18 protein-coding genes and 5 tRNA genes are annotated in these 20,571 nt (G+C 64.0%); 8 read left to right on the top strand and 15 right to left on the bottom strand.

The window, feature by feature from the left end:
* Positions 1-56 precede the first annotated feature (56 nt).
* The 3 genes from A6723_RS22515 to A6723_RS22505 are packed head-to-tail and all read left to right on the top strand — an operon-like array spanning position 57 to position 2,686.
* Positions 57-1,169 carry an FAD-binding oxidoreductase gene (locus A6723_RS22515; protein ID WP_054909162.1) on the top strand — a complete coding sequence of 371 codons (1,113 nt, stop codon included), beginning with the start codon at positions 57-59 and terminating at the stop codon, positions 1,167-1,169.
* A 20-nt stretch (positions 1,170-1,189) separates the two neighbouring features.
* A complete protein-coding gene (locus tag A6723_RS22510; protein ID WP_045211910.1) occupies positions 1,190-1,564 on the top strand; it encodes a RidA family protein in 375 nt (124 codons plus the stop codon).
* Between the two features lie 60 nt (positions 1,565-1,624).
* On the top strand, positions 1,625-2,686 hold the full coding sequence (locus A6723_RS22505; RefSeq protein ID WP_054909161.1) for a hypothetical protein: 1,062 nt from the start codon (positions 1,625-1,627) through the stop codon (positions 2,684-2,686).
* Positions 2,687-2,770: 84 nt separating this feature from the next.
* On the opposite strand, the gene A6723_RS22500 is transcribed toward A6723_RS22505, so the two are convergent.
* Positions 2,771-3,217, bottom strand: a complete 447-nt coding sequence (locus A6723_RS22500; RefSeq protein ID WP_024766905.1) for an Hsp20 family protein — start codon at positions 3,215-3,217, stop codon at positions 2,771-2,773.
* A 147-nt stretch (positions 3,218-3,364) separates the two neighbouring features.
* Between A6723_RS22500 and A6723_RS22495 the strand changes: the two genes are divergently transcribed.
* A complete protein-coding gene (locus A6723_RS22495; RefSeq protein ID WP_054909160.1) occupies positions 3,365-4,111 on the top strand; it encodes an SDR family oxidoreductase in 747 nt (248 codons plus the stop codon).
* Between the two features lie 75 nt (positions 4,112-4,186).
* Here A6723_RS22495 and A6723_RS22490 read toward each other — a convergent pair whose 3' ends face one another.
* The 11 genes from A6723_RS22490 to A6723_RS22440 all read right to left on the bottom strand — a co-directional run bounded on the left by A6723_RS22490 (position 4,187) and on the right by A6723_RS22440 (position 11,260).
* Positions 4,187-5,146, bottom strand: coding sequence for a tRNA-dihydrouridine synthase (locus tag A6723_RS22490; protein ID WP_054909159.1), 960 nt, complete (start codon positions 5,144-5,146; stop codon positions 4,187-4,189).
* A 76-nt stretch (positions 5,147-5,222) separates the two neighbouring features.
* Positions 5,223-5,678, bottom strand: a complete 456-nt coding sequence (locus A6723_RS22485) for a thioesterase family protein (RefSeq protein WP_054909158.1) — start codon at positions 5,676-5,678, stop codon at positions 5,223-5,225.
* Positions 5,675-6,325, bottom strand: a complete 651-nt coding sequence (locus tag A6723_RS22480; RefSeq protein ID WP_054909157.1) for a bifunctional 4-hydroxy-2-oxoglutarate aldolase/2-dehydro-3-deoxy-phosphogluconate aldolase — start codon at positions 6,323-6,325, stop codon at positions 5,675-5,677. The genes A6723_RS22485 and A6723_RS22480 overlap by 4 nt, the downstream gene beginning before the upstream one ends.
* 168 nt (positions 6,326-6,493) lie before the next feature.
* Complete coding sequence (locus A6723_RS22475; protein WP_054909156.1) at positions 6,494-7,333, bottom strand: alpha/beta fold hydrolase; 840 nt, start codon at positions 7,331-7,333, stop codon at positions 6,494-6,496.
* Between the two features lie 14 nt (positions 7,334-7,347).
* Positions 7,348-7,887 (bottom strand): TetR/AcrR family transcriptional regulator, encoded by a 540-nt coding sequence (locus A6723_RS22470; protein WP_024766899.1) that lies wholly within the window; start codon positions 7,885-7,887, stop codon positions 7,348-7,350.
* Between the two features lie 165 nt (positions 7,888-8,052).
* A tRNA-Glu gene (locus tag A6723_RS22465) sits at positions 8,053-8,128 on the bottom strand.
* Positions 8,129-8,186: 58 nt separating this feature from the next.
* A tRNA-Ala gene (locus A6723_RS22460) sits at positions 8,187-8,262 on the bottom strand.
* A gap of 44 nt (positions 8,263-8,306) precedes the next feature.
* Positions 8,307-8,382, bottom strand: a tRNA-Glu gene (locus A6723_RS22455).
* A gap of 53 nt (positions 8,383-8,435) precedes the next feature.
* Positions 8,436-8,511, bottom strand: a tRNA-Ala gene (locus A6723_RS22450).
* 280 nt (positions 8,512-8,791) lie between these two features.
* Entirely contained in the window at positions 8,792-10,276 is a 1,485-nt protein-coding gene (gene gltX / locus A6723_RS22445; RefSeq protein ID WP_054909155.1) for a glutamate--tRNA ligase, read from the bottom strand.
* 63 nt (positions 10,277-10,339) lie between these two features.
* A complete protein-coding gene (locus tag A6723_RS22440; protein WP_054909154.1) occupies positions 10,340-11,260 on the bottom strand; it encodes a LysR family transcriptional regulator in 921 nt (306 codons plus the stop codon).
* Positions 11,261-11,370: 110 nt separating this feature from the next.
* On the opposite strand from A6723_RS22440, the gene A6723_RS22435 reads away from it, so the two are divergent.
* On the top strand, positions 11,371-12,405 hold the full coding sequence (locus A6723_RS22435; protein ID WP_054909153.1) for an HlyD family secretion protein: 1,035 nt from the start codon (positions 11,371-11,373) through the stop codon (positions 12,403-12,405).
* A 49-nt stretch (positions 12,406-12,454) separates the two neighbouring features.
* Positions 12,455-13,954 (top strand): MDR family MFS transporter, encoded by a 1,500-nt coding sequence (locus tag A6723_RS22430; RefSeq protein ID WP_139093036.1) that lies wholly within the window; start codon positions 12,455-12,457, stop codon positions 13,952-13,954.
* 112 nt (positions 13,955-14,066) lie between these two features.
* Here A6723_RS22430 and uvrB read toward each other — a convergent pair whose 3' ends face one another.
* The gene (uvrB, locus tag A6723_RS22425) at positions 14,067-16,082 is read right to left on the bottom strand and encodes an excinuclease ABC subunit UvrB (protein WP_054907332.1); all 2,016 of its coding nucleotides are present in this window, start codon (positions 16,080-16,082) and stop codon (positions 14,067-14,069) included.
* 184 nt (positions 16,083-16,266) lie between these two features.
* Here uvrB and A6723_RS22420 point away from each other — a divergent pair, with 184 nt between their 5' ends.
* Together A6723_RS22420 and A6723_RS22415 are read left to right on the top strand one after the other, a co-directional pair.
* Positions 16,267-17,463: an amino acid aminotransferase gene (locus A6723_RS22420; RefSeq protein WP_054907331.1), complete on the top strand. Its 1,197-nt coding sequence runs from the start codon at positions 16,267-16,269 to the stop codon at positions 17,461-17,463.
* 69 nt (positions 17,464-17,532) lie between these two features.
* Positions 17,533-17,608: transfer RNA gene (locus A6723_RS22415), tRNA-Asn, on the top strand.
* Positions 17,609-17,997: 389 nt separating this feature from the next.
* Here A6723_RS22415 and A6723_RS22410 read toward each other — a convergent pair.
* Positions 17,998-18,345 (bottom strand): ComEA family DNA-binding protein, encoded by a 348-nt coding sequence (locus A6723_RS22410; RefSeq protein WP_054907330.1) that lies wholly within the window; start codon positions 18,343-18,345, stop codon positions 17,998-18,000.
* Positions 18,346-18,541: 196 nt separating this feature from the next.
* Positions 18,542-20,530 (bottom strand): nucleoside-diphosphate sugar epimerase/dehydratase, encoded by a 1,989-nt coding sequence (locus A6723_RS22405; protein WP_054907329.1) that lies wholly within the window; start codon positions 20,528-20,530, stop codon positions 18,542-18,544.
* Between the last annotated feature and the right edge of the window lie 41 nt (positions 20,531-20,571).

Below are 20,571 nucleotides of genomic sequence, written 5' to 3'. Positions count from 1 at the left end.
AAATTCTCATATCTTAGATTTCTCACATAAGAGAAATCACTCAGAAGGCCCTTGCAGTGAGCCATTTCGATTTCGTCATCATCGGCGCCGGCATTGCCGGAGCTTCCCTCGCCTACCGCCTGAGCGAGACGCACAAGGTGCTGGTACTGGAACGCGAAGAGCAGCCCGGCTACCACTCTACCGGGCGTTCGGCCGCCATGTTCATGGAGGCCTACGGCACACCGCAGATCCAGGCGCTTACCCGTGCCAGCCGCGCCTTCTACGAGAACCCGCCGGCCGGCTTCAGCGAGCATCCGATCCTCACCCCGCGCGGCTGCCTGTACGTCGGCGGCCCCGAGCACATCGAGTTGCTGAACCAGGCCGAAGCCACGCCCGGCGTGGAACGCATCAGCACCGAAGAGGCGCTGCAGTTCCTCCCCTGCCTTCGCGCAGACGCCATCATCGGCGCTCTCTATGAGCCTGACGCCCGCGATCTCGACGTACACGCCCTGCACCAGGGCTATCTGCGCGCGCTGCGCCAGCGCGGCGGCGAATTGCGCTGCAACCGCGAGTTGCTCTCAGCTCGATACGCCAATGGCCGCTGGGCGCTGGAACTCAGCCATGGCGAAGTCATACAGGCCGCGCAACTGGTCAACGCCGCCGGCGCCTGGGCCGATCACCTGGCCAAGCGCTGCGGCATCCGCCCGATCGGCCTGCAACCCTGCCGCCGTACCGCCTTTACCTTCCCGGCGCCCGACGGCGCGGACATCAGCCAGTGGCCGACGGTGATCGGCATCGACGAAAGCTTCTACTTCAAGCCCGATGCCGGCCAGTTGCTCGGTTCCCCCGCCAACGCCGACCCGGTGGAAGCGCAGGACGTGCAGCCCGAGGAACTCGATATCGCCCTGGGCGTGTACCACATCGAGGAGCACACCACCCTGGCGATCCGGCGGCCGAACCACAGCTGGGCCGGCCTGCGTTCCTTCGTCGCCGATGGCGACCTGGTGATTGGCGCGGATGCACAGAACCCGGCGTTCTTCTGGCTGGCCGCCCAGGGCGGCTATGGCATCCAGTCCGCTGACGGCGTTTCGCGTCTGGCCCAATCGCTGCTGCTCGGCCAGCCGCTCCCCGAATCCCTGCGCCAGGAAGGCGTCGATCCCCAGCGCCTGGACCCGGCGCGCCTGCGTTGAATTCCCCCGGAGATTTACCCATGAGCGATATCCAGCGTTACCCCAGCACCCTGCCCTTCCCCTTCTCCCGCGCGGTGAAAGCCGGCGGCTTCCTGTTCCTCTCCGGCCAGGTGCCGATGACCGCCGACGGCCAGGTGGTGAAAGGCGACATCCAGACCCAGACCGAGGCAGTGATGACCCGCATCGCCGAGAGCCTGGAAGCCTGCGGCGCGAACTTCTCCCAGGTGGTGAAGGCCACCGTGTGGCTGTCGGACATGTCCCACTTCGCCGGTTTCAACGAGGTGTACAAGCGCTACTTCGACCAGGGCCTGCCGGTACGTTCCTGCGTGGCGTCCGCACTGGCGCTGGGCGTGGACGTCGAGGTGGAAATCCAGGCCTACGTCGGCCAGGCGTAAGCCCTTTTTGCGGTCCGGCGCTGAACCGGGCCGCCCCATAACAACAACAGAGTCTCGATCATGAAAACCAGTCTCAAGCTGGGCGGTGCGTACATCGGCCTGGTGGTGGGCGTCGGCTTCGCCTCGGGCCAGGAGATCCTCCAGTTCTTCGGTGGCTTCGGCATCATGGGTCTTGCCGGCGGCCTGGTGGCGCTGGCGCTGTTCGCCTTCCTGCTGATGAACCTCTACCAGATCGGCAGCCGCCTGCAGACCCAGTCGCACAAGGAAGCCATGGAGTTCATCTGTGGCAAGCCGCTGGGCCGTGTCGTCGACCTGATGCTGACCTTCTTCCTGTTCGGCACCATGGTGGTCATGTTCGCCGGAGCCAACTCGTCCTTCGAGCAGCAACTGGGCATCGGTCACTCCATCGGCGGGATCGTCCTCGGCGTGCTGACCATCATCACCGTGTGCATGGGCCTGAAGCGGGTAATCACCCTGATGAGCCTGATTACCCCGGTACTGATGATCATCGTGGCGATCATCGCCATCTACGCGCTGACTCACATCCACAAGCCGCTGGCAGAGCTGGAGCAGATCGCCCTGGCCGTGCCGCACCCGGCGCCCAACTGGCTGCTCGGCGCGTTGCTCTACGTCTCCTACAACGTCGCCGCCACCGCGGCCGCCGTGGTGGTGATGGGGGGCAGCGTGGCGAACCTGCGCACTGCCGCGCTGGGCGGCGTGTTCGGTGGTATCGGCGTCGGCGTGCTGATCCTCGCCATGGCCCTGGTCATGCTGGTGCAGATCGACGTGATCGGCGGCAGCGCCATTCCCACCCTGCTGCTGAGCAACAACATCGCACCCTGGTTCGGCGACGTGATGCTCGCCCTGCTGCTGGTAAAGCTGTATTGCACCACCAGCGGTTTCGCCTACACCCTGGCCGCGCGCTGCGCTGCCTACGGCGTGCCCTTCCGCGTGGCGACCGTGGTTGCGGTGGTGCTCGCCTTCATCGCCAGCCAGGTCGGCTTCGTCAGGTTGGTGGGGCTGGTCTACCCGGCCATGGGTTACCTGGGCTTCGTGCTGATGGCAGCCATCGTCATCGCCTGGTGGCGCAATCGCTCGGCGCCGCTGGAGCAAAATGCCTGATCGAGGCACGAACGAAAACGCCCGTCTCTGTCGAGACGGGCGTTTTGCTTTGCGGCTACGAACCGACTAGCGCCGGGGCGTTGCTCAGCCTTCGATGGCCGGGCGCTGGCCGTTGATGGCGATCCGCTTGGGCTTGGCTTCTTCCGGAACGATACGCACCAGCTCGACGCTGAGCAGGCCGTTCTTCAGCGACGCACCCTGAACCTCGATATGGTCGGCGAGGCGGAACGACAGCTTGAAGGCGCGCTGGGCGATGCCCTGGTGCAGGTAGGTGACGCTCTCGGAAGCCTTTTCGCGCTTGCCGCCGTTGACGGTCAGCACACCGCGCTCCACTTGCAGCTCCAGGTCTTCCTCCTGCAGGCCGGCAGCGGCGATGACGATGCGGTACTGGTCGTCACCATGCTTCTCGACGTTGTAGGGCGGGTAGGAACTGCCGCTTTCACTGCGCAGGGCGGATTCGAACAGATCGTTGAAACGATCGAAGCCGACGGACTGGCGGAACAGCGGGGCGAGGGAAAGGACGTTGCTCATTGCGAATCTCCTGAAAATTTCAGCAAGGTATGATCGGGAGCCTGTCTTCAGAACTCCGGTGCGGGACCCGTCTTCGGCCTCCCGCAGGAACATAGATTGGGCTGCTCGAATCCATTTCAAGCCCCCTTCGCCACAGGACGATTTTCCATGGACAAGGTCATGCTGATCACCGGTGCCAGTCGCGGCATCGGCGCCGCCACCGCCCTGCTCGCCGCCGAGCGCGGCTACGCCGTGGCGATCAATTATCGTCGCGAGCGCGAGGCCGCCGAGGCGCTGGTGGCACAAATCACAGGGGCTGGCGGCAAGGCACGCGCCTTCGCCGCCGACGTGGCGAACGAAGGCGATGTGCTGCAACTGTTCCGAGAAGTAGACGAAGCCTTTGGCCACGTGGACGTGCTGGTGAACAACGCCGGCATCCTCGAGCGCCAGATGCGCCTGGAAGACATGGACGTGGCGCGCCTGCAGCGGGTCTTCGCGGTGAATGTCACCGGCACTTTCCTCTGCTGCCGCGAGGCGATCAAACGCATGGCGCGCAAGCACGGCGGCAACGGCGGCAGCATCGTCAACGTCTCGTCCATGGCCTCGCGCCTCGGCTCGCCCAACGAGTACATCGACTACGCCGCCGCCAAGGGCGCCGTGGACAGCCTGACCATCGGCCTGGCCAAGGAAGTGGCGGCAGAAGGCATCCGCGTGAATGCCGTGCGGCCTGGGCTGATCAAGACCGAAATCCATGCCAGTGGCGGCGAACCCGGGCGCGTGGAGCGCCTGCAAGCGGCGATTCCGCTGGGACGTGGTGGTGAGGCTGAGGAAGTGGCGCGGGCGATCCTGTTCCTCGCCTCGGACGAGTCCAGTTATTCCACCGGCAGTTTCGTCGACGTCAGCGGTGGGCGCTGATTCGGTGTAATCGTGGCGCACGCTTTTGTAGGAGCGAGCTTGCTCGCGAGCAAGCTCGCTCCTACGAAGAGCAGATCAGGCGGCTGCTTCGATCTCGACCTGCAGCATCCGATCCAGCACGTCGCAATCGTGCTCGCGGCGTACCTGGGCGAATAGCTCCACGGCCTCGGGATAACTGCGGGTAAGCATCCCCAGCCACTGCTTCAGGCGCCCCGGCGCATAGCGCGGTGCCAGCTTGCGCCGGGCCTGGCGCCAGAAGTCGTCGAGCAGCACGCGCACTTCCGACCAGGGCATCGGCACCACCTCGCAGCCGTCACGCCACGCGGCGATCTGCCGGGCCAGATCAGGGCGCGAAACCAGCCCACGGCCGAGCATGATGTCTGCCACGCCGCTGATGGAACGGCAGCGATGGTAGTCCTCGAGCGTCCAGACTTCGCCATTGGCGAACACCGGCACCTTCACCGCATCCGCTACTTTCGCCACCCACTCCCAATGCGCGGGCGGCTTGTAACCATCGGCCTTGGTCCGCGCGTGCACCACCACATGGGCGGAACCGGCGTCGGCCAGGGCGCGGGCGCAATCGATGGCGCCGTCCGGGCTGTCGTAGCCCAGGCGCATCTTCGAGGTCACCGGAATGTGCGCAGGCACCGCGCGGCGCACGGCCTCGATGATGCTGAACATCAGCTCGGGCTCCTTGAGCAGCACCGCGCCGCCACGGGAGCGGTTCACTGTCTTGGCCGGGCAGCCAAAATTCAGGTCGATCACCGGCGCACCCAGTTCGCAGGCCTGCACGGCGTTCTCCGCCAGCAGCTGCGGGTCGGAGCCGAGCAGTTGCACGCGCATCGGCACGCCGGCGCGCGTCTTGCTGCCGTGCGCCAGTTCCGGGGCGAGCGCCAGGAAGGACGACGGCGGTAGCAGTCGGTCATTGATGCGGATGAATTCGGTGACGCACCAGTCGATGCCGCCGACGCGGGTCAGCACATCGCGGAGGATGTCATCTACCAGCCCCTCCATCGGGGCCAGGGCGATCTGCACGGGGAAATCTCGGGCTGTGGCGAAGGCCGCGGATTGTAGGGAATGCGCCGCGCCGGGAAAAGCGCGGCACGACGGATCACGCGCCGGCGGCCACAGTGTCCGGGGAGAGCAGAGCGCGGCCGTAACCTTCGATGAACTCCGCCGGCATGCGCTTGGGTTTGCCGGTGGACAACTCGATACAGACGAAGGTGGTTTGCGCGCGCAGCAGGGTCAGGGCATCCGCCGGGCGCACCAACTGGAAATAGCGGGTCATCTTCAGACGCTGGTCCGACTCGACGATCCAGGTCGCCAACTGCAGCTGATCACCTTCGTAGGCGGCGGCCAGGTAGTCCACTTCGTGACGGACCACAGCCATGGCGCGGTCCAGCCGGCGATACTCGGCCAGGTCCAGCCCGAGTTTCTGCGAATGCCGCCAGGCGCAGCGCTCCAGCCAACTGACGTACACCGCGTTATTGGCGTGGCCGAGGCCGTCGATGTCCTCGGACTTGACCTCGATATCGATGACGAACGGATCGGGTAACCGCCAACTCATGAAGCATGCTCCAGGCTTGCAGCCAGCGCGCGCGCCTCGCTGGCCAATTGGGTGATCTGATCCCAGGCGCGGGCGCGTACCAGGCTGGGCGGTGCGATCCAGGTGCCGCCGACGCAGGCGACATTGGGCAGGCGCAACACGTTGAGCAGGTTTTCCTGAGTGATGCCGCCGGTCGGGCAGAAGCGGATGCCAGCGAAGGGTGCCTTGAGGCTCTTGAGCATCTTGATCGCGGCATTGCCGTCGGCGGGGAAGAGCTTCAGCGAGCGATAGCCGTACTCCAGCGCCACCAGCACTTCCGAAGGCGTCATCACACCCGGCAGGAATGGCAACTTCGCGTCATCGGCAGCAGCCACCAGACGCGGCGTGCAGCCGGGACTGACGGCGAACTGGGCGCCGGCATCGCGGGCTTCCTGGAATTGCTCGGTGTGGATCAGGGTACCGGCACCGACGATCATCTCCGGCAGCTCGCGACGGATCTCCGCGACCGCATCCAGCGCCTGCGGCGTGCGCAGGGTCACTTCCAGCACCCGCACACCCCCGTCATACAGTGCGCGCGCCAGGTCAGTGGCCAGCGCCACATCGTCGATCACCAGCACCGGCATGACAGGGCGCGCCTTCTGCAGTACCCAATCCAGCGACAGATTCATGCATTCCCCCCAATCGACCACCCACGTGCGCAAGACGTCGCGCCCAGGCCGGGGCGGCCGGAAATGCCCGAAAGTCTACGCCAGCGCGCCGGGCCTGACGACCCGCAAGGGGCCATCACGAAACGAAAACGGCGGCCTGTAGCCGCCGCCGTCACCTGGGTGAATGACTCAGGAAACCAGGGCCAGGGGCAGCGGCTCCTCGACCGCTTCCAGCAACTCGAGGATCGCGTCGATGACAGCTGCGTCCGCCATCACCCGGTGATGTCCACCAGCGGGCAGGCGCAGCAGCCGGCTTTGCGGCCAGGCTTCATGAATGGCCGCCGCCTCGCTCACGCGCACGTAGCGGTCATCCTCGGCGTGAACCACCAGGCCAGGAAAGTCCAGCTGATAGCGCGCCACATCCAACTGCCTGGCGGCGATCCCCGCGCGGCTTTCGATCATCCGGATGAAGCGCGAGCGCGCTACCGGCGGCAAGCCGACGACTTTGGAGAAGCCCCGCAGGACGCCGAGCACGTTGCTGGGCGCACCGATGGTGACCAGCGTTTCGGTACGCAAGCCCATCTGGGTGGCCAGCAAGGCGCTGGCGCCGCCCATGGAATGGCCGATCACGGCGCGCAGCGGAGGCAGCTCGCCAGCCGCCTCAAGGAGCGCACGGGCGAACAGCACGATATCCGCTTCCCGACCTGGCGAGCGCCCATGCCCCGGTCCGTCCAGGGCGATCACGCCGTAACCGGCGCCCACCAGATTCTCGATCAGGGTGGCGAACTGGGTGGGCCGCCCTTCCCAACCGTGCATCAGCAACACAGCCGGCCCTTCTCCCCAGCGCAACGCGGACAAACCAAAGCGCAGGGTCACGCGCTCCGAGCTGGCCAGCAGCGGCAGCTCCCAGTCACGCGGCGCATGTTCATTAGGCGTCACGAACAGCTCACGCATGCGCCCCGCCGCCCATTGCGGCGCCACGCGCCCCAGGGTGGCATTGATGCCTCGAACCCAGCTCAGGCTATTCATTTTTTCGCACCTCCTCAGACCACCGCTTTCTTCGCGGCACGCAGGACGCGATCGGACAGGTCGCCGTCGCCCAGGGCCCGTGCCAGCGCCAAGCCACCAATCATCAGGGCCATGTCGCTGAGCACCGTGTCGATCTCTTCAGGACGCCCGGCCAAAGCCGCGACCATCAATTCCACGTGCTCTTCCAGGGTCTGGCGGAAAGCTTCCGGCAGGTTGGCCACTTCGTTGAGCGAACTGGGAATCGGGCAACCCTCCTCCTCGGTATCGCGATGCTTGCGCGACAGGTAGAACTGCGCCGTCAGCGCGCGGCGCTCGGCGAAGCTCAACTTCGGATCGAAACGCTTGAGCCCTTCGCGACGCTTGGCGAGCAGCTCGCGGAAGGCTTCCAGCATCAGCGCATCCTTGCTCTCGAAGTGCGAATAAAAGCCGCCCACCGTCAGCCCCGCCGCCGACATCACCTCGCCCACGCTCGGGCCGACCGGGCCGCGCTGCAGCAGCGCGCTGGTGGCAGCAGACAGGATGCGTTCGCGGGTCTGGGCTTTCTTGTCGCTCATGGCGGGCCTCCGGCTGAAATATTATGGATAGAATATTATTCTCATAATAAAAATCGACAAGCAGAAATTGCGACCACCGGTCGGGAGAAAATTTTCGGGAGGGATAAAAACAAAAGGGCCACTGAAAGTCTCAGTGGCCCTATAGGCATCGCAGAGCGATAAAAATGGCGTCCCCTAGGGGACTCGAACCCCTGTTACCGCCGTGAAAGGGCGGTGTCCTAGGCCACTAGACGAAGGGGACATATCCTTCGAAGAAACCCACCAGGCGGTGGATTCTGGCTTCATCCCGTATGGGAATTTGGTGGAGCTAGACGGGATCGAACCGTCGACCTCTTGCATGCCATGCAAGCGCTCTCCCAGCTGAGCTATAGCCCCAGATGACTCTGGCTGACGACGCGAACGCATCGTCGCTGGAATAGTGGCGTCCCCTAGGGGACTCGAACCCCTGTTACCGCCGTGAAAGGGCGGTGTCCTAGGCCACTAGACGAAGGGGACGCAAAACCTTCGATTTCAGCCTTGCCCGGACCAGGCAAGACCTACTGGTAATTTGGTGGAGCTAGACGGGATCGAACCGTCGACCTCTTGCATGCCATGCAAGCGCTCTCCCAGCTGAGCTATAGCCCCAAAGTACCGCTGGATCTACCGTTCCGCTTCGCCCTGTCAGTTCAGTTCGTCGCTGGAACGGGGCGCATCTTAGGGGCGAGGCGAACCCCTGTCAACAACATTTTTTCAGATTTCTTATTTTTTTCTCCCACAGAACAATCACTTAAGTGACCACCGCGGTTTCCGGCCGGCGAAATCCGCGGCTCGGCTGCCCTCCCCCGGTACGTCCGCAATCAACGACGCGGGTATGAAAAAGGCCGGGGCTTTGCAGCGCCCGGCCTTTTTCAGTGTAGGAAAGAACTCAGGAGCCGATGGCGTCGCGAATCTTTTCCCACTCCTTGGCTTCTTTCTTCGACGCACCACCCAGCAGTTCCAGGGCCTGGCGCAAGCGATAGCGCGACAGGTCGGCACCGAGGATTTCCATGGCGTCGAGCACCGACACCGAACTGGCCGCGCCGGTGATCGCCGGGAACATCAGCGGCATCACGTCACGCAGCTTGAGACCCAGGTGTTCGGCCACAGCCTGGATGGTCGCGGTGATGCGATCCTTCTCCCAATGGCGCAGCGCTTCGAGCTTCCACAGGACCAGTTGCAGCACCTGGCGAACCTGGGTGGCATCGAGTTTCTTGTGCTCGAACAGCTTGGCGTCCAGCTGCACGCCGCCGCTGAAGAAGAAACCGGCCAGCGGAGCGATCTGGCTGAAGTTCTCCACGCGGCCTTGCACGTGCGGGGCGATCTTCATCAGGTACTCGGGGTTGAGCGCCCACTTCTGCACTTCCTTCGCGAAGTCCTCGACGGACAGCTCGCGGATCCACTGGCCGTTCAGCCAGGAGAGCTTCTCGATGTCGAAGATCGGCCCGCCCAGCGACACGCGGGACAGGTCGAAATGCTCGATCATCTCCGCGAGGCTGAACTTCTCGCGCTCGTCAGGCATGGACCAGCCCATGCGGCCGAGGTAGTTCAACAGCGCCTGGGGCAGCAGGCCCATGCGCTCGTAGAAGGTGATGGAGGTGGGATTCTTGCGCTTGGACAGCTTGCTCTTATCCGGGTTGCGCAACAGCGGCATGTAGCACAGCACCGGCTGCTCCCAGCCGAAGTACTCGTACAGCTTGATCAGCTTGGGCGCCGAAGGCAGCCACTCTTCGCCGCGGAGGACGTGGGTGATGCCCATCAGGTGGTCGTCGACCACGTTGGCGAGGAAGTAGGTGGGCAGGCCGTCGGCCTTCATCAGCACCTGCATGTCCATGCGGTCCCACGGGATTTCCACGTCGCCACGGAGCATGTCCGGCACCACGCAGACGCCCTCGGTCGGCACCTTCATGCGCACGACGTGGGATTCGCCAGCGGCGATGCGCTTGGCCGATTCCTCTTTCGGGATGTGCATGCAATGGCCGTCGTAGCGCGGGGTTTCCTTGCGCGCCTGCTGCTCGGAACGCAGCGCGTCGAGGCGCTCGGAAGAGCAGAAGCAGGGGAAGGCGTGGCCCTTCTCGACCAGCTCGTCGCTGTACTGCTTATAGATGGCGCCACGCTCGCTCTGCCGATACGGGCCGTGCGGGCCGCCGACGTCCGGGCCCTCATCCCACTCGATACCCAGCCAGCGCAGTGCGTCGAAGATCTGCTGTTCCGACTCGCGGGTCGAACGCACCTGGTCGGTGTCCTCGATACGCAGGATGAACTGACCGCCGTGCTGGCGGGCGAAGCAGAGGTTGAACAGCGCGATATACGCGGTGCCGACGTGCGGGTCACCGGTGGGAGACGGCGCGATACGGGTGCGGACTGTGGTCATGAAGGCTCTCGTGTGAAGCAATTCTTCGTGTGAAGCGGCGACAGCACGCGACGGCGCGCGCGCTCATGGGTGCGATGGTATCAGGCGGGCCGCCTTCGGCTCCAGCCAGCGACCGGGATCGATAGGCAGGTTGTTGATCAGGAAGTCGAGGAAGGCCTTCACCTTCATCGCCTGGAAGCGTCGCGACGGGTAGACCGCGTAGAGCTCGCCCACCGGCAACTGAATGTGTGGCAGCACCCGGACCAGGCGGCCGCTGGCCAGTTCTTCGTCAACGATGAGTTCCGGCAGCGAGGCGATTCCCGCCCCCGCCAGCACTGTCTCGCGGGCGAAGGTGATGTTGTTGCACGAGAGCACCCGGTGGCACGGCACGGTTTCTCCGCGCAGCGGCCAGTAGCGTTGGGAATCGGCCTGCAACAATACCGCTCGATGGCCGGCCAACTCCTCGACCGTCTCGGGTCGGCCATGCAGCGCCAGGTAGTCCGGGCTGGCGCACAGGCAGCGGTTAGTGGTGAGCATGCGCCGGGCGATCAGGGTCGAGTCTTCCGGCTGGCCGACCATGATGACGATATCCACACCCTCCTCCAGCGGATCGACGTTGCGCGAGGTCAGTTCGACCTCGGCGGTGATCTGTGGATAAAGGTTCATGAAATCGCCCAGCACCTTGGCCAGGTACATCTGGCCGAACTCGATGGGCGCGCTGATCCGCAACAATCCCGAGGGCGCCTGCTGCAACTGCATCACCGCCTGCTCGGCCTCGGCGAAGTCATGCATGATCTGCCGGCAACGGTCGTAGTACGCCTGCCCCACTTCGGTCAGGCGCAGCTTGCGCGTGGTGCGGTTGAGCAACCGCACGCCCAGGCGCTCTTCCAGCAAAGCGATACGCCGGCTCACTGTCGATTTCTGCATGCCCAGGCTTTGCGCCGCCTGGGTGAAACTGTGCAGCTCCACGACGCGGGTGAAGATCAGCGCATCATCCAGCCCCATGATTGTTCCCTATAAGCAACAAAGTTTCCGAAGTGTAGCGGCTACGTGCCGCCACGGAACACTGTTACATTGGCAAACATTTTTTTGGCCAACCAAACGCTCGTTTACCTATGCCCGCACAATTACAACGCCGCCTGACCGTGTTCTTCGTCATCCTCGCCGTGGTCGCCCTCGCCTTCCTGGCGCGCTGGTACTTCATCGGCCGCTTCGTCGAGACCACCGATAACGCTTACGTGCAGGGCGAGATCACCCGCATTGCCAGCCAGCTCGGCGCCCGCGTCGACGAGGTGCTGGTGCAGGACAACCAGCACGTGGAGAAAGGCCAGTTGCTGGTAAAACTGGAGGCCGCTGACTTCCAGCTCGCGCTGGACCGCGCCAAGGCCACCCTGGCCACCCGCGAGGCAGAGCTGGAGCAGGCGCGCAGCAAGCTCAAGGGCCAGACCAGCATGATCGCCGCCAGCGCGGCCGACGTGAACGCCAGCCAGGCCACCCTCGGCCGCACCGAAGTTGATCTCGGCCGCGCCCAGGCGCTGCGCAAGCCCGGCTATGTGTCGGAAGAGCGCGTCACCACCCTGGCCGCCGACTCCAACGTCGCCCGCTCCCAGGTGGCCAAGGCCCAGGCTGATCTGCAGGCCCAGCGCGTACAGCGCGAAACCCTGGGTACCGACATCCAGCGCCTGCAGGCGCAGATCGAGAGCGCCCGAGCCGACATCACCCAGGCCGAGATCAACCTCGCCCGCACCGAGATCCACGCGCCGGTCAGCGGCCTGGTCGGCCAGCGCGGCGCCCGCGTCGGCCAATACGTGCAGGTCGGCAGCCAGCTGCTGTCACTGGTGCCGGACGACGGCATCTGGGTACAGGCCAACTTCAAGGAAACCCAGATCGGCAAGATGCGCCCCGGCCAGACCACCCGACTGGTGTTCGACTCCTTCCCCGACACCCCCATCGAAGGCCAGGTGCAGAGCCTGTTCGCCGCCTCCGGCGCACAGTTCAGCCTGCTGCCGCCGGACAACGCCACCGGCAACTTCACCAAGGTGGTGCAGCGCATCCCGGTCAAGATCACCTTCGCCGACGACAACCCGCTCAAGGGCCTGATCCGCCCGGGCATGTCCGTCGAGGCCGAGGTCGAGCTGCGTGTCCGCTGATGCCCTGGTGCGGCCGGTCGGGGAACCGACCCGCCGCGACTGGATCGCCGTGTTCAGCGCCATGCTCGGCGCGTTCATGGCGGTTCTCGACATCCAGATCACCAACTCCTCGCTGAAGGATATCCAGGGCGCGCTGGCCGCCACCCTGGAGGAAGGCTCGTGGATTTCCACCTCCTACCTGGTGGCGGAAATCATCATGATCCCGCTCACCGCCTGGTTGGTGCAGCTGCTCTCGGCGCGCCGGCTGGCGTGGATGATCTCGGTCGGTTTCCTGTTCTCCTCGCTGCTCTGCTCGTTCGCCTGGAACCTGGAGAGCATGATCGTGTTCCGCGCCATGCAGGGCTTCACCGGCGGCGCGCTGATCCCGCTGGCGTTCACCCTGGCGCTGATCAAGCTGCCGGAGCACCACCGCCCCAAGGGCATGGCGCTGTTCGCCATCACCGCCACTTTCGCGCCCTCCATCGGCCCGACCCTGGGCGGCTGGCTGACCGAGAACTTCGGCTGGGAGTACATCTTCTACATCAACATCCCGCCGGGCCTGCTGATGATCGCCGGGCTGCTCTACGGCCTGGAAAAGAAGCCGCCGCACTGGGAACTGCTGAAAAGCACCGACTACGCCGGCATCGTCACCATGGCCATCGGCCTGGGCTGCCTGCAGGTGTTCCTGGAAGAAGGCCACCGCAAGGACTGGCTGGAATCGAACCTGATCGTCAGCCTGGGCAGCATCGCCCTGGTCAGCCTGATTCTGTTCGTGATCCTGCAGACCTCACGGCCCAACCCGCTGATCAACCTGGGCATCCTGCGCAACCGCAACTTCGGCCTGTCGAGCATTTCCAGCATCGGCCTGGGCATGGGACTGTACGGCTCGATCTACGTGCTGCCGCTGTATCTCGCGCAGATCCAGGGCTACAACGCCATGCAGATCGGCGAGGTGATCATGTGGATGGGTGTGCCGCAGTTGTTCCTCATCCCGCTGATCCCCAAGCTGATGAAGATCATCGAGCCGCGATTGCTGTGCGCCGTAGGTTTTGGCCTGTTCGGCATGGCGAGCTTCTTCTCCGGCGTGCTCAATCCGGACTTCGCCGGCCCGCAGTTCAATCAGATCCAGCTGCTGCGCGCCCTTGGCCAACCGATGGTGATGGTCACCATCTCGCTGATCGCCACCGTCTACCTGCAGCCGCAGGACGCAGGTTCGGCTTCCAGCTTGTTCAATATTCTGCGCAACCTGGGCGGCGCCATCGGCATCGCACTACTCGCCACGCTGCTGGATAGCCGCGCCAAGGTCTATTACGACTACCTGCGCGAAGCGGTGGTGCCGGTGAATGGCGCCGTGGATGAACGCCTGGCGCAGCTGACTTCGCAGTTGGGAACACAGCAGGCGGCACTGGGCAAGATCAGCGAGATCGTCCACCAGCAGGCGGCGATCATGGCCTACAACGACGCCTTCCATGCCATCGGCATTGTGCTGGCAGTCAGCATGGTGGCGGTGTTGCTGACGCGCCCGTTGCCGGCGGGCGTGGGTTCTGGAGCGGCGGCCGGGGCGCATTGAGTCCCTAGCCTCGCAAAACGCTGTAGGAGCGAGCTTGCTCGCGAACGCTCAATCAGCCGGCCACACCGGCATCAGGCAATTCGCGAGCAAGCTCGCTCCTACAAAGAGTCGATCAGCCCATCGATACGATGCGGTCGCGCAACTTGCCGATCTCGTCGCGCACGCCGGCCGCGGCCTCGAACTCCAGGTCACGGGCCAACTGGTACATGCGCTCTTCCAGCTGCTTGATGCGCTTGCCGATCTCGTCCGGCGTGCGCGGCTCGTTGTCGTAGCGGCCGCTCTCCTCCGCCACTTTCGCCAGTCTGCGGCGCTTGCCCTTGGCGCCCGGCACCACGGCACCTTCGAGGATGTCCTTGATATCCTTGGTGACGCCCTTGGGCACGATGCCGTTCGCTTCGTTGAAGGCCACCTGCTTGGTGCGGCGGCGCTCGGTCTCGTTGATCGCCCGCTGCATCGAACCGGTGATGTTGTCGGCGTAGAGGATCGCCTTGCCGTGCAGGTTCCGCGCGGCGCGGCCGATGGTCTGGATCAGCGAGCGCTCGGAACGCAGGAAGCCCTCCTTGTCCGCATCGAGGATGGCCACCAGCGCCACTTCCGGCATGTCCAGGCCCTCACGCAGCAGGTTGATGCCCACCAGTACGTCGAACTTGCCCAGGCGCAGGTCGCGGATGATTTCCACCCGCTCCACGGTGTCGATATCCGAGTGCAGGTAGCGCACGCGCACGTCGTGGTCGCCCAGGTAGTCGGTCAGGTCCTCGGCCATGCGCTTGGTCAGGGTGGTGACCAGTACGCGTTGATCCAGTGCCACGCGCTTGCCGATCTCCGAGAGCAGGTCGTCCACCTGGGTGGTCGCCGGGCGGATTTCCACCTCCGGATCGACCAGGCCGGTGGGGCGCACCACCTGCTCGATCACACGACCGGCGTGCTGTTCTTCATACGGGCCGGGCGTCGCCGAAACGAAGATGGTCTGCGGGCTGATCGCCTCCCACTCTTCGAAACGCAGCGGCCGGTTGTCCAACGCCGAGGGCAGACGGAAGCCGTACTCCACCAGGGTTTCCTTGCGCGAGCGGTCGCCCTTGTACATGGCGCCGACCTGGGGAACGCTGACGTGGGATTCGTCGATCACCAGCAGCGAGTTGGCCGGCAGGTAGTCGTATAGGGTGGGCGGCGGCTCGCCGGGACCACGCCCGGAGAGGTAGCGCGAGTAGTTCTCGATGCCGTTGCAGTAGCCCAGTTCGAGGATCATCTCCAGGTCGAAGCGGGTGCGCTGCTCCAGGCGCTGGGCTTCCACCAGCTTGTTGTTGGTGCGCAGGTATTCCAGGCGCACCTTCAGCTCGGCCTTGATGTGCTCTACCGCCTCCAGCAGCGTTTCCCGCGGGGTCACGTAATGGCTCTTGGGATAGAAGGTGAAGCGCGGCAGCTTGGTCAGCACCTCGCCGGTCAACGGGTCGAAGGCGGCGATGTTCTCCACTTCGTCGTCGAACAGTTCGACGCGGATGGCCTCCAGGTCCGATTCCGCCGGGAAGATATCGATCACGTCGCCGCGCACGCGGAAGGTAGCGCGGGCGAAATCCATGTCGTTGCGGGTGTACTGAAGACTGGTCAGGCGGCGTAGCAGCTCGCGCTGGTCCATCTTGTCGCCGCGGTCCAGGTGCAGGACCATCTTCAGGTAGGACGCCGGGTCGCCCAGGCCGTAGATCGACGACACGGTGCAGACGATGATCGCGTCCTCGCGCTCCAGCAGCGCCTTGGTCGCTGACAACCGCATCTGCTCGATGTGGTCGTTGATCGAGGAATCCTTCTCGATGTAGGTGTCCGAGGACGGCACATAGGCCTCGGGCTGGTAATAATCGTAGTAGGAGACGAAGTACTCCACTGCGTTGTTCGGGAAGAAGGTCTTGAACTCGCCGTACAACTGCGCGGCCAGGGTCTTGTTCGGCGCCAGCACCATGGTCGGGCGCTGAACCTGGGAAATCACGTTGGCGATGCTGAAGGTCTTGCCGGAGCCGGTCACCCCCAACAGCGTCTGGTGCGACAGGCCCGCTTCCAGCCCCTCAACCATCTGTCGGATGGCTTCTGGCTGATCGCCAGCGGGCTTGAAGCGCGAATCCAGCTGGAATAACGACATGGGAACCTCGCTTTGACGTGTGACGCTTCGGTCGCCAAAGCGTCATACCAGTCGAAAAGCATGCGCGACAACTCGCCGCCTGCCATAGAGGCCTATATAATACCGGCCCGTCGACGCAACCCCCAGCGCCGTGAGCGGGTGGGTTGCAATTGCACTTCACTCCCGCCTTAGAGCTGCTGCCAAAATGAGTCTGTTCTCCGCTGTCGAAATGGCCCCCCGCGACCCGATCCTGGGCCTGAACGAAGCTTTCAACGCCGATACCCGTCCGGGCAAGATCAACCTGGGCGTTGGCGTGTATTACAACGAGGAAGGTCGCCTCCCGTTGCTGCGCGCCGTCCAGGCCGCGGAGAAGGCCCGCATCGAAGCCCACGCTCCGCGCGGCTACCTGCCGATCGAAGGCATCGCCGCCTACGATTCGGGCGTGCAGAAGCTGCTGTTCGGCGCTGATTCCGAGCTGCTGGCCGAAGGCCGCGTGGTCACCACCCAGGCCGTAGGCGGCACCGGCGCGCTGAAAACCGGCGCCGACTTCCTCAAGCGTCTGCTGCCCAACGCCACCGTCGCCATCAGCGACCCGAGCTGGGAAAACCACCGCGCCCTGTTCGAAGCCGCCGGCTTCCCGGTGCAGAACTACCGTTACTACGACGCCGCCACCCACGGCGTGAACCGTGCCGGCCTGCTGGAAGACCTCAACGCCCTGCCCTCGCAGTCCATTGTCGTTCTGCACGCCTGCTGCCACAACCCGACCGGCGTCGACCTGACCATGGACGACTGGAAGCAGGTGCTGGACGTTCTGAAAGCCAAGGGCCACGTGCCGTTCCTGGACATCGCCTACCAGGGCTTCGGTGACGGCATCGACGAAGACGCCTCCGCTGTGCGCCTGTTCGCCCAGTCCGGCCTGAACTTCTTCGTCTCCAGCTCCTTCTCCAAATCGTTCTCGCTGTACGGCGAGCGCGTTGGCGCTCTGTCGGTCGTGACCGACAGCCGCGAGGAGTCCGCCCGCGTCCTGTCTCAGGTCAAGCGCGTGATCCGCACCAACTACTCCAACCCGCCGACCCACGGCGCCAGCGTCGTCGCTTCCGTGCTGAACAGCCCGGAACTGCGTGCGGTATGGGAAGAAGAACTGGGCGAGATGCGTACCCGCATTCGTGCCATGCGCGAAGCCATGGTCGCCCAACTGGCAGCCCAGGGTGCCAAGCGCGACTTCGGCTTCGTTGCCCAGCAGCGCGGCATGTTCTCCTACTCCGGCCTCACCGCCGAGCAGGTTGAACGCCTGAAGAACGAATTCGGCATCTACGCCGTCGGCACCGGCCGCATCTGCGTGGCCGCGCTGAACAACGGCAACCTGGACACCGTCACCCGCGCCATCGTCCAGGTGCTGTAAAAAATTAAGGGGAAGTCATCGCCTGATTGTTGACTTCCCCTTCTTAATCAGTAAGATACGCACCGTTGTTCCGCGATAGCTCAGTCGGTAGAGCAAATGACTGTTAATCATTGGGTCCCTGGTTCGAGTCCAGGTCGCGGAGCCAAATTCGAAGCCCTCGGCACACGCCGGGGGCTTTTTTATTGGGCGCTGGACTCTCTCCAGGGACTACGTCCCAGGTGATTCCCCCTTCGGGGCCGCGCTGAAGCGCGTTCGGCTGACGCCGTCGAGTCCAGGTCGCGGAGCCAAATTCAAAGCCCTCGGCACACGCCGGGGGCTTTTTTATTGGGCCTCTGGACTCTCGCCAGGGACTGCGCCCTCGGTGATTCCCCTTCGGGGCCGCGCTGAAGCGCGTTCGGCTGACGCCGTCGAGTCCAGGTTGCGGAGCCAAATTCAAAGCCCTAGGCATACGCCGGGGTCTTTTCCTTAGGATTCGAAAGAGCCCCAATGAAAAAGCCGGTCGACGACCGGCCTTTTCATTCCACCTGGCAATGCTCAGAGCGAAATCTTGTCGCGATTCTTGTCCAGCGTCCCCTTGCCGATGCCCTTCACTTCCAGCAATTGATCGACCGTGGTGAACGGCCCGTTGGTTGTACGGTAGTCAACGATGGCCTGGGCTTTCACCTTGCCAATACCTTTCAGGGAATGCTGCAACTCTTCAGCCGATGCGCTGTTGATATTCACGGCCGCCACCTGGGCAACAGGTGCCTTCTCGGCTGAAGCAGTGGTTTCGGCTGGAGGTTTAACGGCCGGGGCCCCATTGGTGGCCGCCAGAGCGGCGCCACCGAACGAGAGGCCCGCCAACAGAATCAGACGCGCAACGGAAAGCAGACTCTTCTTCATGGATCGTTCCTTGATGCAACAGGTTTCAAGGCAGGCGCGATTGCGCCGCCTGGAAAACATATCGCCAGGAATACTGATGAAAACGCCGGTTTAGAGAGTCGGCGGCAGATTCCGGCGCCGCCGACAGCTCACCAAGAAAGGACTGACATGACTCGCAGACGCAGCAGCGGCGCTGTCTGCTAGGTAGTACCCCGACTCAGGGTTCCATCCGCCGCTGCTGATGGATCAGGTCGACGATCTCGCCCTCGGGGCAATAGCCGCTGACGGTTTCCCGCAGCAACTGCCGCACACGTGCGTAATTGCCCTGGTCTACCGCCTTGAGCAGATCAGCCAGGACGAGCTTGAAGCCCTCCCAGTGCATCAGCTCCTCGTTGGCCTTCATGATCATCGGGTGTTCGGTGGCGCTGACGTTGTCGCCGATCAGCAGCTCCTCATAGAGCTTTTCGCCGGGCCGCAAGCCGCTGAACTCGATGGAAATGTCACCGTGCGGATTGCGCTCGGAACGGACGCTCAGGCCGGACAGGTGGATCATCCGCTCGGCCAGCTCGAGAATCTTCACCGGCTGCCCCATGTCCAGCACGAAGACGTCACCGCCACGCCCCATGGAGCCCGCCTGGATCACCAGTTGGGCCGCTTCCGGGATGGTCATGAAGTAACGGGTGATGCCGGGATGGGTCACGGTAACCGGCCCCCCGCGCTTGATCTGCTCGCGGAACAGCGGAATGACCGAACCGGAGGACCCCAGCACATTACCGAAGCGAACCATGGTGAACCGGGTCTTGTTGACCTGGTGCACGCCGGACTTGTCGCCGAACAGCACCGGTGCAGATTCCTGGCTCAAGGCCTGCAGAATCATCTCCGCCAGGCGCTTGGTGCTGCCCATCACATTGGTCGGGCGCACTGCCTTGTCGGTGGAAATCAGCACGAAGTGCTCGACACCGGCCTGCACCGCCACCTGGGCGGTATGCAAGGTGCCTATCACATTGTTCAGCACGCCTTCGGAAATATTGTGCTCAACGATGGGCACATGCTTGTAGGCCGCGGCGTGATAGACCGTTGCGACCTTCCAGGTGCGCATGACATCGAGCAGACGCTCAGCACTGCGCACGGAGCCGAGGATCGGCACCAGCTGCACCGCGAGGGACTCGCGCTTGACGCGGCTCTCCAGCTCCTGGTGCACCCGGTAGAGGTTGTATTCGCTGTGTTCGAACAGCACCAGCACGGTAGGCGACGAACCCAGGATCTGTCGGCAAAGTTCGGAGCCGATGGAGCCGCCCGCGCCAGTGACCATCACCACTTCGCCACGGATACAGTGTTCGAACAACTCCTTGCGCGGCTCGACCGGGTCACGCCCGAGCAAGTCGGCGATATCCACTTCCTGGATGTCATCCACCCGCACCCGGCCGTTGGCCAGTTCGATGAATCCCGGCACGCTTCGCACATGGACCGGGTAGGGCTCGAGCAAGCCGAGAATTTCGCGGCGGCGGGCGCGCGTCGCAGAGGGAACCGCCAGCAGCACTTCCTGCACGCCGGTTTCGTCGATCATCTGCTGGATATGCTTGGGCTTGTAGACGCGCAGGCCGGCAATGACACGGTTGGCGATCTCGTCATCGTCATCGATGAAAGCTACCGGGCGCATCGCGCGACCGAGGCGCAAGGCGGCCACCAGTTGGTTGCCGGCAGAGCCCGCACCATAGACGGCAACCTTCGGCAAGCCATCCTGTTGCTTGAGGAACGGAACGGCTTGCACGGTGCTGTACCAGTCCCCCATGAAATACTGGCGCATGGCCAGGCGCAATCCGCCGATCATCAGCAGGCTCAGCCACCAGTAATTCAGGACCAATGAACGCGGAACCGCCTCGATTACCGAGCGGTTCCAGTAAACCACCAGCGACAACAGCAGCGCCGAGATGGTCACCGCCTTCCAGATCGCGATCAGCGCGTCGTTGCCGAGATAGCGCATGACCGCGCGGTACATGCCGAAGCGGATGAACAGCGGAATTGCCACTGCCGGGGCGGCGAAGAACAACCAGCCGTGCACGCGGAACGGGTACTCCAGATCATCCGTACCCAGTCGCACGATGAACGCGAGCCACAGCGAAAACCACACCAGGCAAATATCGGTGGTGACCTGCAGTAACCGTTTGTTTCGTCTCGGAAGCCTCAGCAGGCGTTCTCGAAGCATCAGCGCTTGTCCTTTTCCCGAGCAGAGGAAATTTTCCACCC

Origin of the sequence: Pseudomonas sp. AU11447 (assembly GCF_001672555.2) — a bacterium.
GTDB classification, from domain to species: domain Bacteria; phylum Pseudomonadota; class Gammaproteobacteria; order Pseudomonadales; family Pseudomonadaceae; genus Pseudomonas; species Pseudomonas nitroreducens.
This window is presented reverse-complemented; position numbering and strand designations above follow the sequence as displayed.